This is a genomic window from Sphingobacterium sp. UBA865, from assembly GCF_002295765.1.
GTDB lineage: Bacteria > Bacteroidota > Bacteroidia > Sphingobacteriales > Sphingobacteriaceae > Sphingobacterium > Sphingobacterium multivorum.
This window is the reverse complement of sequence record NZ_DBGB01000010.1, coordinates 23,812-36,729: the sequence shown is the minus strand read 5'-3', so window position 1 is coordinate 36,729 and position 12,918 is coordinate 23,812. Positions and strand designations below refer to the sequence as shown.

General features: G+C 39.3%; 14 protein-coding genes. 4 read left to right on the top strand and 10 right to left on the bottom strand.

The window, feature by feature from the left end; all coding sequences use genetic code 11:
• Window positions 1-287 precede the first annotated feature (287 nt).
• Window positions 288-653, top strand: coding sequence for a response regulator transcription factor (locus B2O97_RS04135; protein ID WP_286752397.1), 366 nt, complete (start codon window positions 288-290; stop codon window positions 651-653).
• Window positions 654-720: 67 nt separating this feature from the next.
• On the opposite strand, the gene B2O97_RS04130 is transcribed toward B2O97_RS04135, so the two are convergent.
• From B2O97_RS04130 to B2O97_RS04090, 9 genes are all read right to left on the bottom strand, one after another.
• The gene (locus tag B2O97_RS04130; protein ID WP_286766995.1) at window positions 721-2,133 is read right to left on the bottom strand and encodes an aldehyde dehydrogenase family protein; all 1,413 of its coding nucleotides are present in this window, start codon (window positions 2,131-2,133) and stop codon (window positions 721-723) included.
• A 21-nt stretch (window positions 2,134-2,154) separates the two neighbouring features.
• Complete coding sequence (locus B2O97_RS04125; RefSeq protein WP_286766994.1) at window positions 2,155-3,246, bottom strand: SO2930 family diheme c-type cytochrome; 1,092 nt, start codon at window positions 3,244-3,246, stop codon at window positions 2,155-2,157.
• The gene (locus B2O97_RS04120; protein ID WP_286766993.1) at window positions 3,237-3,761 is read right to left on the bottom strand and encodes a hypothetical protein; all 525 of its coding nucleotides are present in this window, start codon (window positions 3,759-3,761) and stop codon (window positions 3,237-3,239) included. The genes B2O97_RS04125 and B2O97_RS04120 overlap by 10 nt, the downstream gene beginning before the upstream one ends.
• Window positions 3,667-4,512 (bottom strand): parallel beta-helix domain-containing protein, encoded by an 846-nt coding sequence (locus B2O97_RS04115; protein WP_286766992.1) that lies wholly within the window; start codon window positions 4,510-4,512, stop codon window positions 3,667-3,669. Before B2O97_RS04115 ends, B2O97_RS04120 begins: the two co-directional genes overlap by 95 nt.
• Before the next feature lie 22 nt (window positions 4,513-4,534).
• Complete coding sequence (locus B2O97_RS04110) at window positions 4,535-5,932, bottom strand: TonB-dependent receptor domain-containing protein (protein ID WP_349675890.1); 1,398 nt, start codon at window positions 5,930-5,932, stop codon at window positions 4,535-4,537.
• A gap of 123 nt (window positions 5,933-6,055) precedes the next feature.
• Window positions 6,056-7,288, bottom strand: coding sequence for a carboxypeptidase-like regulatory domain-containing protein (locus tag B2O97_RS04105; protein WP_286766991.1), 1,233 nt, complete (start codon window positions 7,286-7,288; stop codon window positions 6,056-6,058).
• 80 nt (window positions 7,289-7,368) lie between these two features.
• Window positions 7,369-7,971 carry a TetR/AcrR family transcriptional regulator gene (locus tag B2O97_RS04100; protein WP_286766990.1) on the bottom strand — a complete coding sequence of 201 codons (603 nt, stop codon included), beginning with the start codon at window positions 7,969-7,971 and terminating at the stop codon, window positions 7,369-7,371.
• 359 nt (window positions 7,972-8,330) lie between these two features.
• A complete protein-coding gene (locus B2O97_RS04095; RefSeq protein ID WP_286766989.1) occupies window positions 8,331-8,618 on the bottom strand; it encodes a hypothetical protein in 288 nt (95 codons plus the stop codon).
• Window positions 8,605-8,844: a hypothetical protein gene (locus tag B2O97_RS04090; RefSeq protein ID WP_286766988.1), complete on the bottom strand. Its 240-nt coding sequence runs from the start codon at window positions 8,842-8,844 to the stop codon at window positions 8,605-8,607. Before B2O97_RS04090 ends, B2O97_RS04095 begins: the two co-directional genes overlap by 14 nt.
• 303 nt (window positions 8,845-9,147) lie before the next feature.
• Here B2O97_RS04090 and B2O97_RS04085 point away from each other — a divergent pair, with 303 nt between their 5' ends.
• Window positions 9,148-9,672 (top strand): hypothetical protein, encoded by a 525-nt coding sequence (locus B2O97_RS04085; protein WP_046671657.1) that lies wholly within the window; start codon window positions 9,148-9,150, stop codon window positions 9,670-9,672.
• A 121-nt stretch (window positions 9,673-9,793) separates the two neighbouring features.
• Here B2O97_RS04085 and B2O97_RS04080 read toward each other — a convergent pair whose 3' ends face one another.
• On the bottom strand, window positions 9,794-10,369 hold the full coding sequence (locus tag B2O97_RS04080; RefSeq protein ID WP_112373709.1) for a 2,3-bisphosphoglycerate-dependent phosphoglycerate mutase: 576 nt from the start codon (window positions 10,367-10,369) through the stop codon (window positions 9,794-9,796).
• 362 nt (window positions 10,370-10,731) lie between these two features.
• Between B2O97_RS04080 and B2O97_RS04075 the strand changes: the two genes are divergently transcribed.
• On the top strand, window positions 10,732-11,106 hold the full coding sequence (locus B2O97_RS04075) for a BlaI/MecI/CopY family transcriptional regulator (protein ID WP_112373710.1): 375 nt from the start codon (window positions 10,732-10,734) through the stop codon (window positions 11,104-11,106).
• Entirely contained in the window at window positions 11,103-12,431 is a 1,329-nt protein-coding gene (locus tag B2O97_RS04070) for a M56 family metallopeptidase (protein ID WP_286766987.1), read from the top strand. Before B2O97_RS04075 ends, B2O97_RS04070 begins: the two co-directional genes overlap by 4 nt.
• Window positions 12,432-12,918: the final 487 nt, after the last annotated feature.

Genomic DNA, 12,918 nt, shown 5'->3' with positions numbered 1-12,918 from the left:
TTTCTTTTATTGAATATTTCTATTACAATCCTATATTTGCGCAGAAATTCACTTGGGGACATTGAATTTCATATTAGCCGAAAGCAATTTTGCGATCATTTTCCAATAATAAGCTTCTTGCTATTGAAGTCCTTCTTTGCTACCTATGTTTTCAGACCATGTAAAACACAAACAGAAGCTGAAAACTAAACATATATTGTAAAATATTCTGTACCTATCGTCAGGATATGGAATAGGATCTAAACTTGTTGTGGCCTCCATAGTAGTATATTAATAATAAAAATAAGATGGTCATCTTAATTGCAGAAGATAATGAGTTGATATTACGGACAGTTCAATACAAACTGATCAAGGCAGGTCATGAGGTTATCACTACCACCAATGGAAAAGATGCAATTGAAAAGCTCAATACAATGGATCTCGATTTGATCATTACCGACATTATGATGCCGTTTGCTTCAGGAATAGAAGTACTTTCTTCCATAAAAAAGCTCGAGAAAAAAATCCCCGTCATTGTACTTTCCAACATGGGACAAGAAGAAGTCGTCATTGAAGCTTTTGATCTTGGCGCTTCAGATTTCATGGTGAAGCCGTTTAGCCCGGAAGAACTCCTATTACGGGTCAATCGAGTGACAAGCTACAATCGCAACTAAATCCTTCCCGGATAGCTGGCTCTAAAGGGCAGGGTAGCTGTCTTTATTGAAACACCGTTTCAATTGACTAAATCCATTTCTTCAATAATTTAAAAACCTTGTTCTTTTTAGCATAGGGTGGATAAATCAACGTAGAAACTGAAAATTTAGACTGAAACATGACAGCTCTTTCATGTGAAAATGCCTTAAAGCCAAACTGCCCATGACAGCTGCCCAAGCCACTGCCATTGACACCACCAAAAGGCAAATGAGGGTTGGAAACATGAATCAAAACGTCATTCACACAAGCACCTCCAGAGGACACCTGTTGGAGGATATATTGAATATTGGACTTGTTATTGCTAAATATATACAAAGCCAAAGGCTTTTCAGCACGATTAATCAGTGCTAGAGCCTCTTCTTGGTCTTCATAGGTTATTATGGGAAGTATGGGACCAAATATTTCTTCCTGCATAATGCTGTTGTCGGCCCTCACATCGATCAACAATGCAGGGCTTAATGTCAGATCATCGGCTAATTGTCCGCCTTCGCGTAGTTTTGCCCCACATGCTATTGCATTGGTGATTAATGAAACAAGACGACTAGCGTGCCTTTGATTAATGATCTTCGCGTAAACTGTTCGATCCAGCTGCCCATCCCCGGTGAAAAACATACTTTTAACCGCCTTTAGATAATAGTTTACAAACTCATCCTGCTTATCTTTAGGCAAAAGAACATAATCTGGCGCAATGCAGGTCTGCCCCGCATTGATCAATTTTCCCCAAGCAACTTTGTGGGCAGTCATTTCCAAATCTGCAGTCTCATCTAGTATAACGGGAGATTTTCCGCCAAGTTCTAGGGTCACGGAACTGAGATTGCGGGAGGCAGCCTGCATAACCAGTTTGCCTACCGCCGGACTCCCGGTGAAGAAAATATGATCAAAAGGAAGCGCTAATAGTGCTTCGGAAACATGCTGTTCACCTTCAATACAGGCCAATTCCCGTTGGTCAAATCCTTTGGTCAAGATCTCCCCAATAACTGCCGATGTGAATGGGCTATGTTCTGAGGGCTTTAAAATCACACAATTACCCGCTGCAATAGCTGAAATCAAGGGGCTCATGGTGAGCTGAAATGGGTAGTTCCAAGGCGATATAATAAGCGCCGTACCCTTAGGCTGGTAGGTAATTGTGCTTTTAGCAAGAAAATTGGTCATTGAGCGACCAACCTTTCTAGGCTTCATCGATTTTCGTAAATGTCGTATTGCAAATGCTATTTCACCGTAAATAAACAATACTTCGCTTATGGCGGCTTCATTTCGTGACTTCCGTAAATCTTTTTCGAGCGCCGCATAGATTAAATCCTCATGACTTTCAATAAGCGCCCTTAGCTTGTAGAGTTTCTTTATCCGTTCCTCTGCACTGCTAGACCGTAATTCATATTTAAAAAGCTGCTGCTGTTCAAATATTAAACCGATCTGATCGGTTGATGTCTCTTTGTTCATACCAATTGAAGATCAATATTATTATTTTTTTGACGGCATATTATAGATCCATTGACGAATCAGATCCACACCTTCTTGATGTATTATACTTCTGGCCAACTCCGGCATAGCTGTACCCGGTTCCACACTATTCATCCGATAAAGCAGGATAGAATGCTTGGCATCTCCTGGAACCACATCAAAATCCAAGCCACCTGCTCCACCTCCAGCTGAAACAGGAGCTTTATCAATACCAAGGTGTGAAGGAATTTTCACATCATAATCCAGAAAAAGCCCTGTATTATAAGCGTCTCCCCCTTTGGTGTGGCAATGCGCACAGTTCACATCTAAATAGGCTCTTGCCCGTTGTTCCAAACTGAATTTGTTTTCATCAGTCCATACGGGCAATTGCGGTACACTCTTTAGATTGGGCATATTGACCATCCGACCAAGAGAAACCCATTTGGCGAGTTGATTGATCGAATCGCCTAATCGCACAAAATTGAGGTTTCGGACTTTTGGACCTATGGGCATCAGCTTGGAGCTATTGTTATGGCAGCGTTTGCAATCGTTGGTATTGGGTACCATGTAGTTTGTAGTATGCTTGTTGCCAGCATTATCGATCAATGTAATCGGTAGTTTAGCACCACGAATGTGTTTCATCGCATCAGTCTGCGCATCATTCCACAGATAATTCATCACTTTCCAGGCATGATCAGCTGGATCCTTCACCAGTAAGCGCGTCTCTATCAATACTTTTTGCTTTTGTTCATTGATGTAGGAGAAATTCTTTATAATAATTGTTGAGTCGGGAAAATCTAACGGACCATGTTCTGTATAGCCCATTTCCCCCCCTTTTGGCAATACAATAAAGCGGTCTTTAGCGGCATAATCAGAAAATAGAGGTGTACTCAGATCGTAGCCCGAGATATCGGCTCTTGCGATTAATTGATTTAGTTTTCCAGTAAAAAAGCCGTATTCGGACAGTCGTTCTTTAAATTCAAAAGAAACAACCCCATGGTCTGATGATTTCTTTTGTCCCTGCCGACAGCTCTGTTGCAGCACTAGCAGGATCACGCTCAATATTCCGGTACAGACGAGGGCAAATTTTGTTGGTTTCACGGTTAATTGCATTGAAAAGGTTGTACATTACTTGAGGGTTTCCACTTCGCTGGTTGACCTGCGTGACTAAAATCTGCGGCTACAAACATATTCTCACCCGGCTGATTGATACAGATGGAATCTGGGTTTTGAGTGCGACCATTCGTGATCACATTACTGGTGATACCATCATACAATATGGCTGGAATTCGCTTATTTTTTCGATCCGGCTCAACGCTATTTAACTGGGCTTCGGTAGCAATAATCAATTGACCGATACGATGCTCATATGCTGCTTGCGGGAATTTATCCCCCATCTTAATGGTGTTTCTATAAATTTTAACATGTGTGGGTATTGGAGAGTAATTTGCATTGATTCGTTCTCCAGCTTTTTCATCGACTGCAAAGCCTGAAGCGATCGTAATCGCAGAGGTATTGTTTTGTTCGATAACGTTATCGTAAATTTCGATATTTGATGTCGAGAGAATAATAATACCACTTCCCGGTGATGCATTCCCTACCCCCCCAGAAAGTTCCGAAGCTCCCACCTTTGGCAAAATTTTTAAAATTATTAGTATAGATTTTATTGTGATACGCCTTTACTCTTCCACCCCGCTGTGAAAGTTCAGGCAGATCAAAAATCAGAAATCCGGCTGTATTTCCATAGAATTCATTATCATAAACTTCAGCATCTGTTGTATTTTCAATTTCACATCCAGCCACATTTTTCGTTGCCTTGCATTTACGCACAATAACACCTTTTGTCTGTCCCACATAAATACCGGCATCTGAAGCCCCTTCGGCATAACAATTCTCGACAAGCACATTCTTACAGAGCACAGGATAAATCCCATATCCACCACTCGTAGAATCGGCCGAGCCCCATATACTATGAAGGTTTGAAATGACAACGTCTTGACTATTGTTTATCTTCAACAGATCTCCTTTTGAATCACGAATGGTCATATTTCCAATCGTTAAACCTTTCACATCGGTAACCCGTATTCCCTCTCCCCCCTGTGTCTGACCGGAAAAATCAATAATTGTCTTATCATAGCCCTCACCTTCAATTTTAATATGATTTACTTGTGCGATACTCAAATTATCGAAGGAGTATTTCCCGGCTTTTAGCACGATGTTGGTGCTATCTTTAATGGAGAGGAAAGCTTCCTCAATAGCCTCTTCCTGTCCAGGAGTAAACGTTAAGACTTTGTAACTGTCTTTCGATTGGTCGGCACAACTGTACATCAAGAGAGCTGTGACCGCAATACCGATCAATTGTTTTAGATATCTTTTCATGGTCTGATTTATTTAATTTTGATTAGAAAATATTATAAGCATAAGTGACATAATATACTGCACCTATACGTGGATTAGCAATACCTGTAGAATAGTATTTGTTTGTGATATTGGTTCCGCCAATGCGAATTCCGGAACGAGCCTTAACAAACTTATAGCTCACTTGTGCATCGATCACCGCCGAGCTTGGCACTTGGCCTGCGGCAAGCCCCCCAGACACGACATAATAGTAGCCCGGTTTATAACGTAAGGAAGTACTAAACGACCAAACTTGTTTTTTTCCAAAGCCACTATTCGCGAATTCAAAATTAAAGTGATAGTGTGGTGTATTGAAGTTGTTAATTTGACTATTGTTTTTATTTTTTAGGTAGTCAGAATAATAATTGGCCTTGGTTACAAAATTCCGACCTAGATCCAAACTAAGACTCGCGGCGTATCCATAGGTATTTACGGTCTCTCCGCCATTAAAGGCGATATTATACTGCACATAGGTTGCATGATCTTTAAACGCATTGTAATCATTGCTTCCAGGAGTATTAGCAACATTGGCATAGCCAATAAAATTCTTCCAAGTTGAAAAATAGCCTAACACATCGATCATCACCCGCTTACCCAACATAGCTGCATAACCCAGTTCGAAAGCATTAACCGACTGCGGTTTAATATCATCAAATTTAAATTTCTGAAGTACGGTTGGATCGTTCGATTGCTGAAACTTCTGCACGCTTTCCAAGGTATAAGGAGGATAGCGGTCAAACTGATAATTATCGATCAACAGCAGCGATGAACCACCGGAGGAATAGCTATTATAACCATTTAAGGTATTTTGTAAAGCTTGTATATTGGAGGGGAAACTATACGCATTCTGATAAGAAAGGCGTAAATAATTCTGATGAAACAGATCAAACACCAGTGATGCCCGTGAAGTTAATTTTGGTTGAGCAAACAACGTATTTTTATCGTAACGGAATGAGGTAGCAATATTCAAGCGATCGTCCAATACTTTTTTGGCGAGTTGCAGGTATGCACTGTACTCTTTTACATGAATTGGCTTATCCTTATCTGGGAATAATGTATTTTTTGAATTTAGATTGTACAAACGCCAATTGACACCTGCAATCACCTGCATAAATTTCACGAGATCTGAAAAATTATATTGTGCTTCGGCATTGTATAATTTACTGCGGTCCAAGAACAGCGTTCCGCCCTGCGATATTGGTGTATTGCTGATACTGTCTTTCAGTCTATTGAACAGTGGTGTTCCGAGTTCTGCACGTCCTTGGTCGGCTAGCGTGCGCGCTGCTAAATGAGCGTCTGTGAGTGAAGTACCCGAAGCAAGTGCATTTAAGAGACCAGCAGTATATTCAGGATACCAGCCACCTGTTCCTCCATCGTAACTTGTTTTCCAAGATTCATTGATATATTGTGCTGTCGGCCCTGCAACCAGTGTTCTCCCTGAATTTTCCTGGGTTGTGTACGTTCTGAAAAACCATTTATCCCCACGAAGTTCCAGCCGATATTGCCCAACTTTAAATCCTTTCAGCTAATAACGCGTATCGTTGGTATACACAATATTACCTGTACCAAAAGTGGCTGAAGCTACGGCTTCAATATTTGTGGAAACCTTGTAACGGAATTCACCATTGATTTTAAAGAGCTTGGCTCTATTATCGAGATAGCCATATTCAGGATATCCAGTCCGGGCAACATAATTCGGATTTTTCAGTAAGGGTTCGATTAAGGGGGCCAATTCCGGATTTCCCTGCAGTGCACCTTCCAAAAAGGGATTGATATCGGTCGAAGTCGCTCCACCATACAGGTTAACTCCATTATAGTTTAGATCTGTCAGCGCTGTCCCCGGACCATTTTTGTTGGTTTCATCGTTGGCTACCCAATCTTTTGCCTGTGTATACTGGCCATTGAGCTTGAAAGCAATTTTATTCCCCATTTGTTTTGCGTAGCGGATAGCCCAATCATAGTAAGGTGACGTAGGCACCGGATCATTGTTTTTTTTAGGATTAATATGGTTTACACCTTGAGTTACCAGTACACTTAATCCTTGATATTTAAACGGATTTTTGCCTGTGGCCACCATCGTACCATTCAATCCTCTTGAACCATACAGGGCCGAAGATGCTCCAGACAGCACCTCTATATTATCGACATCAAGCTGGGTTAGCCCGATGACTGACCCGAGCGGAAAATTCAGACCGGGCGCCTGATTATCCATCCCGTCTACGATCTGCGTAAAGTTGGTATTCCCACTGGTATTAAATCCCCGCGTTGTAACACTGGTAAAACCAATACTGGATACGGTAACATCGACTCCCCTCAAACCTTGAAGCATATCCATGTAATTTAATTGTGCAACATTACGAATGTCTTTGCTGCTCATTTGCTCAATTGTTACTGGAGCGGATAGTTTACTCTGTACGGTTCTACTTGCAGAAACAACAACCTCCTGCCCCAAAATGGGGGACAAATTCAACGAAATACGCAAAGGCGATGACAGGTTATTCACCAAAACTTCTTTCGATTCATATCCAATAGCGGAAATATAGAGCGTAATGGGTAGTGGTTTGTTTGTTTTCAGCTGAAAACGCCCTCGATCATCTGTAAAAGTACCTTCCTTTCCGTCTTTTACGTGGATCGAAACGGCATAGGCCGGCTCGGATGTCGAGCTATTACTGACCTGCCCATTGATGATCTGTTGTGCAGACAAGCTAAATGGCACACAGATACAGAGAATCTGGATTAATAAGGCAATTTTTTTCATGTTTATATTGGTTAGCGTATTATTATCGCTTCAATGCTTCACCTTACCCACCATGATTCTCCTAAATGGACAATCGAGAATTAGATTCTAAGTCCCCTAAAAATTAGGCCGACTAGAAATTTGGTATCCCGAAGACTTTGTGCATAGTCAATTTCGACCTGCCGCTTCAGTATTGCCTGTTGTTCTGTGCTATGTTTTAATGCATTAGCAAAATTTATAAGTACAGAAGCTATATTTTCAGGATCTGTTAGATCCAATTTTTCATGTGCAATGGCTTGCGTAAGAAGCTTCGTAAGAAAAGCTTTCTCTTGCACCATCATGGCATCATAAAGTTCAAAAAAACGAGGTAAAATCTTATCAAGTGATTCGACAGACACCCTGTTCATATTGAGCACATTGGTATAATAGTTCAATCTCGATTCTAAATAAAAAGAAATCTGATTCTCCACGCCCTTCTTTTGCAATGTACTTTTTTGTAATGTATCGATAAAAGATTGTCCCTCTCGTATGGCTACTTCAATAAAAATATCCTCTTTGTTCTTGTAATAATAATAAAGAGACGTTTTGTTCAATCCCACAGTTTTAGCAATGTCTTCCAAGGTTGTTTTTTCCAATCCATAACGCTCGAAACATTCCATGGCCGCCTGTCCAATTCTTTCTTTGACCTGTTCCTTTTTGTTCATCTAAAATATATTATGATGCAAAACCAACACTGTTAAAAGTCAGCCACATACAGACTTAACATGTTACTCCAAACATAGATAAATTGATTTTTAAATAAAAGAAGTATGCGATCTTATTCAGATAATTCGCTATAAAACTGTCTTTACTGTCAATTTTTAAAGGTTCAGTTTTCTTTTCATCAACATATCTCTCGTTTTTAGGTTTCGAGAGCATAAGATGGTAATTAAATTAACCCAACTGTTAATTTAGCTAATGTACGCTGTAAGAGTCCGATTAGACTGAGAAATTATCCTACTATATCCAACTAACCGACTCTTTCCATTGTATATTGGAAGACTTCTGCTATAAATACAAAATATTACCACACATCACGATTTGATGCCTTAAGGCTTTCCCGAGCGTAATTCGCTACTTCATCATTTTCGTCTCCGGTTTTTAAACGTGCCTGCAGATTTTCTAGCCAGTCGGCTAATGCATCTAAAGCCGTTTCACCGTTTCCGAAAATGCCTTGATGCGGATCGGGCCCCAGTAAACACCAATACGATGTTTCTTCTTTAAAAACAACAGGACGTAGCTCACGAATTTCAAAAGGTAATTCTTCTGAATCAAAATCCAGTGGTACAATTTTATCTTCAGGTATTTTCATCTGTTCCATAACCCATTTCTATTTTTTTTAAATCTTCCTCCGGCCAGGTAAGCAGCTCCTTCAACAAATATATTTTTGGTCCTCCATCTGCTGTATCATCAGCAAACTGTTGTAGAAATTCCTGTAGATCACCTTCAACTTTAATTAATTTTCCATCCTGAAGAACATCATATCCCGCTGCAATCCATTCTTCAATCTTTTCGGTATTGATTTGTAGTTTCTCCATTTTCCGTATTTTGTAGCATCTTACATGCTGTCTTATAACATCTAATAATAGTTCATCGATAAAAAATAGTCCAGCGCACTAATTATACCTTGAAAAAAACAGACTTTCTGTGATTAGAACAACACGCTAGCAAAAACGGTTGGTTTTATTTCAGATTATGCACAAAAAAAGACATTAAAAAAGAAGCAGTTACAGATCATTTATTGTTTATCAAAATATTAAAAAAATCTTTGGCAAACTATTTGTTTGAACAGCGAAAGTTTTCTAATCGAAAACGCACAACTAATATTTTTTTAAATTATCATGAAAAAAGTAATTCTACCTTTTCTAACACTTTTTACGCTACTATTTGCTGCTCATCAGCAAGCAAACGCACAAACTCCCTATCGGACAGCCATTGGTCTTGGAATAGACGTCGGCGATGGTCAAACGCTATTCGGTCCACAGATAAAACACAATTTTGGTGGAAATGACGCCGGAAATGCACAAGTATTATTTGGAGACAATATTACTGTTATCGGTGTGGATTATTCATACAATAAACGTATTCCTGGATCTCGAGGTCTTTCATGGTACATTGGTGTTGGTCCACAAGTTTCATTTATTGATTATGGTAAATGGCACGACGACTGGTATGACGACTACCATTGGAAAGATGGAAAAACACATACTGACTTTGCGATCCGTCCAGCCTTGGGTCTAGAGTTCAAAATACCTTCGGCACCATTAGCCATGCATTTCGACTGGAAACCTTGGTGGAATCTTTCTCATGGTTCTAATTTCGAACCATCGCGTTTTTCTTTAGGATTTAAATTCGTTTTGAAATAGTATAACGCGGATACAAATAACAAAAATCCTGCTCATCGTTCGTATGGCAGGATTTTTTGTTTCACAACTGCAATTTCACCATTTCATGAATGATTAGATTAGCCTAGAAATCAGTATAACATTATCCCTCAACCTGATATTCGATCGGTTGTCCGGTAGCGATCTCCCGTTCCAATATTTGTTCCGGAGAAAGATGTTCCAAAAACATAATCAGTGCCCTAAGGCTATTGCCATGCGCAACAACAAGTACATTTTTGCCTTCTTTCAGTTTAGGTGCTATAAAATGTTCATAATATGGAATAACACGTTCGTATGTATCTTTAAGACTTTCCCCTCCTGGTGGCGGAACATCAAAAGACCTACGCCAGATATGCACTTGTTCGGCACCATATTTTTTGGCCGTTTCAGCCTTATTCAAGCCCTCAAGTTGTCCGTAACCACGTTCATTCAAAGCAGCATTTATAACAATGGGGACGGAAGGATTGCCCATTTCATGTAAAATAATCTTTAATGTATGCTGTGCTCTCATAAGCGCTGAAGTATAAGCTATATCAATTCGTTCATTTGCCAAAGCCTTTCCCGCCTGCCGAGCTTCCTGTTGTCCCAATTCGGTAATATCAATATCTTGCCAACCCGTAAAGCGATTTTCCAAATTCCATTGCGATTGTCCATGCCGTACTAAAAAAAGTTTTGCCATTATTTATCCTAAGTTTTTTTAAAACTGTCGCCCACCACAGGGCCAACGCCATATATAATAACGATACATTCCATTTTGTTTTATTTATACTTTGAATGCTTTTCTAACCCTCTAAACTAAGTATCGAACTACAGCTATAGGCTACCACAGATTCCTTAGCTGAAAAAATACAAGCACATATTCGCCCTCATATTTGTATATACTTACCGTTTGTATATGCGAATTGACAACTAATTGTACGGCAAAATCATCCTCACCCTTAAAACAAATAATTTAAACAGCTAAAAATCAACAAAATAAATTAATATAAATTATTTAACACTTTTTAATTCTACACAATGTAGAATATCTATATTTGTAGTATGAATAAATTATCAGCTACGGAAGAACAATTGATGGGCTACATTTGGGACATGAAAAAAGCTTTTATGAAAGATCTTATGGAAGCGTATTCTGAACCTAAACCGGCGCCAACAACTGTTGCTACATTATTGAAGAGAATGACTGAAAAGGGGGCGATATCTTATGTGCTTTATGGAAATTCGAGGGAGTATTATCCACTAATCGATAAAGACAACTATTACTTAGCACATGTAAATGATATTGTAGAAACCTACTTCGACAATTCAGCATTAAAATTTGCTTCTTTTTTCACTAAACAATCTCAGCTGAGCAAAGAGCAATTGGAGGAACTGAAAAATATAATTGATTCCGAAATTAAAAATAAAGAGACATGATGCTATATATTGGAAAACTGATAGCCTGTTCGGGTTTACTGTATCTCATTTATTGGTCAGTACTACGCAACCAGAAGTCGTTGCTATTCAACCGCTGTTATTTACTTGGGATTATCCCTTTATCTGTCATCATTCCAATGATCCAAATCGCTGTCCCATATGATGTTTTCAGCTTATTGAATGACAGAGACAGCGATGCAATCCCGGTCGGACCGATTATTACACAGCCCGCAACGGATTCAGCACTCTTCAATAATGATTATGTCGATTGGTACAACCTCGCTCTGCTAGTTTATGTAATTGTCGCCATTGCATTACTCTTGAAACAGATTTGGTTGTACCGCAAATTCCTGTATTATATCCGAAGTGCCACCCCGACTCATGAACAATCTATTTACTGCATACGCAATTTAAAAACACCTTTTACTTTTTTTCAAAAAATTTATGTTCCCAAAGAGGCCTATCAACAGGGCGATATTGATCAGTCAATTCTAACGCACGAACGGGCCCATGCCAATCAACGCCATTCAATGGATGTTCTTTTTATACAGCTCTTGGGTATATTTTTTTGGTTCAATCCCTTTATTTATCTCATTCAAAAATCGATCCGACAAACACATGAATACCTTGCAGATGATGCAGTAGTGAAGATTCATGAAAAGTTAAGATACCAACATTTAATTATCGAGTGGAGCATGTCCACCCCTGATATAAACACATTACCGGCCAGTAATTTTAATTTCTTAACAACAAAAAAACGATTAATTATGTTACAAAAAAGAACAACCCGAAGTAAACTCTTGTTAATGCCTGCGCTTACTTTATTACTGACAGTAGCGATATCCACGTTGTTTTCAACACATGTGGAGGCACAGAAAACAACGCCGACTACGCCAAAAAAAGCCGCGACAGCCAACACCGCAATAACGCCGCCTGCATCACGGCAATCGGAGGCTCCTAAAACTAGTGGAAGAATTCCTAAATCACCAACAAAGGAGATGGCTCCGCCAATAATATCCCAGCAGAGGTCTTCTTCTCAACAAGAGGATAATGTACGTTTCCCGGCACCTCGAAAAAAACCTGCTCCACCTCAAAATTCCCCAAAAATAATCGATGAGGTACATGTGGAGCGAATCAGATTTGCGGAGCCTCGAAAAGAGTCTACTCCATCAAAAAGAGTTTCACCGATAGTCGAAGAAATGCAAGTAGCCCCTAAAATTGAGGAAGTATGGGTCGAAGATATTCAACCGCGTCAACCAAAGCGGATCAATCTTTCTGCCAATGCCAATGTCAGTTCAAATCAAGATCAAAAACATTCAAGTTAAGGAGGAAAAGCCTATACGGATTTCCCTAAAAGTGAAACCCGAAGTGGAAGTAAATACAGTGAATAAAAAATAGCGAGCGGAATTCTTCGAAATGCAATAAGAGGAATACAATTCCTCTTATTGCGATATATCCACTTCTCTCGACTACACACCTATAAACCAACATGTTGTTTAGATTATTCAGAATCTAATCCAGCAACTCTTCTTCTGGATAGTGATATCCATCTAAAATTAAGTTAAAAACAAAAATCACCATTTTCCAAAATGTATATGGATTGGATCGTAGTAAAAAAAACGACAAATTCCACCATGATTTATTTTTAAAGCAATCGTTTGCGTAAAAAAATTGTATAAAAACCAAATAACAAATCGGTAACATTGTAGAAGAGTACCAACAGTATACTTGTAGTATTCATCTGCTATCATTAAGATAAGACTACTGCTATACGGTACGATATTCAATTATTAAATTCCGATCAGGAGGAAT

Bases quoted from the DNA above. Each gene is read 5' to 3' on its own strand.
- B2O97_RS04115 (WP_286766992.1), bottom strand. From the start codon at position 4,512: ATGAAAAGATATCTAAAACAATTGATCGGTATTGCGGTCACAGCTCTC.
- B2O97_RS04135 (WP_286752397.1), top strand. From the start codon at position 288: ATGGTCATCTTAATTGCAGAAGATAATGAGTTGATATTACGGACAGTT.
- B2O97_RS04095 (WP_286766989.1), bottom strand. From the start codon at position 8,618: ATGAAAATACCTGAAGATAAAATTGTACCACTGGATTTTGATTCAGAA.
- B2O97_RS04105 (WP_286766991.1), bottom strand. From the start codon at position 7,288: ATGAAAAAAATTGCCTTATTAATCCAGATTCTCTGTATCTGTGTGCCA.
- B2O97_RS04130 (WP_286766995.1), bottom strand. From the start codon at position 2,133: ATGAACAAAGAGACATCAACCGATCAGATCGGTTTAATATTTGAACAG.
- B2O97_RS04080 (WP_112373709.1), bottom strand. From the start codon at position 10,369: ATGGCAAAACTTTTTTTAGTACGGCATGGACAATCGCAATGGAATTTG.
- B2O97_RS04125 (WP_286766994.1), bottom strand. From the start codon at position 3,246: ATGCAATTAACCGTGAAACCAACAAAATTTGCCCTCGTCTGTACCGGA.
- B2O97_RS04100 (WP_286766990.1), bottom strand. From the start codon at position 7,971: ATGAACAAAAAGGAACAGGTCAAAGAAAGAATTGGACAGGCGGCCATG.
- B2O97_RS04075 (WP_112373710.1), top strand. From the start codon at position 10,732: ATGAATAAATTATCAGCTACGGAAGAACAATTGATGGGCTACATTTGG.
- B2O97_RS04090 (WP_286766988.1), bottom strand. From the start codon at position 8,844: ATGGAGAAACTACAAATCAATACCGAAAAGATTGAAGAATGGATTGCA.
- B2O97_RS04070 (WP_286766987.1), top strand. From the start codon at position 11,103: ATGATGCTATATATTGGAAAACTGATAGCCTGTTCGGGTTTACTGTAT.
- B2O97_RS04085 (WP_046671657.1), top strand. From the start codon at position 9,148: ATGAAAAAAGTAATTCTACCTTTTCTAACACTTTTTACGCTACTATTT.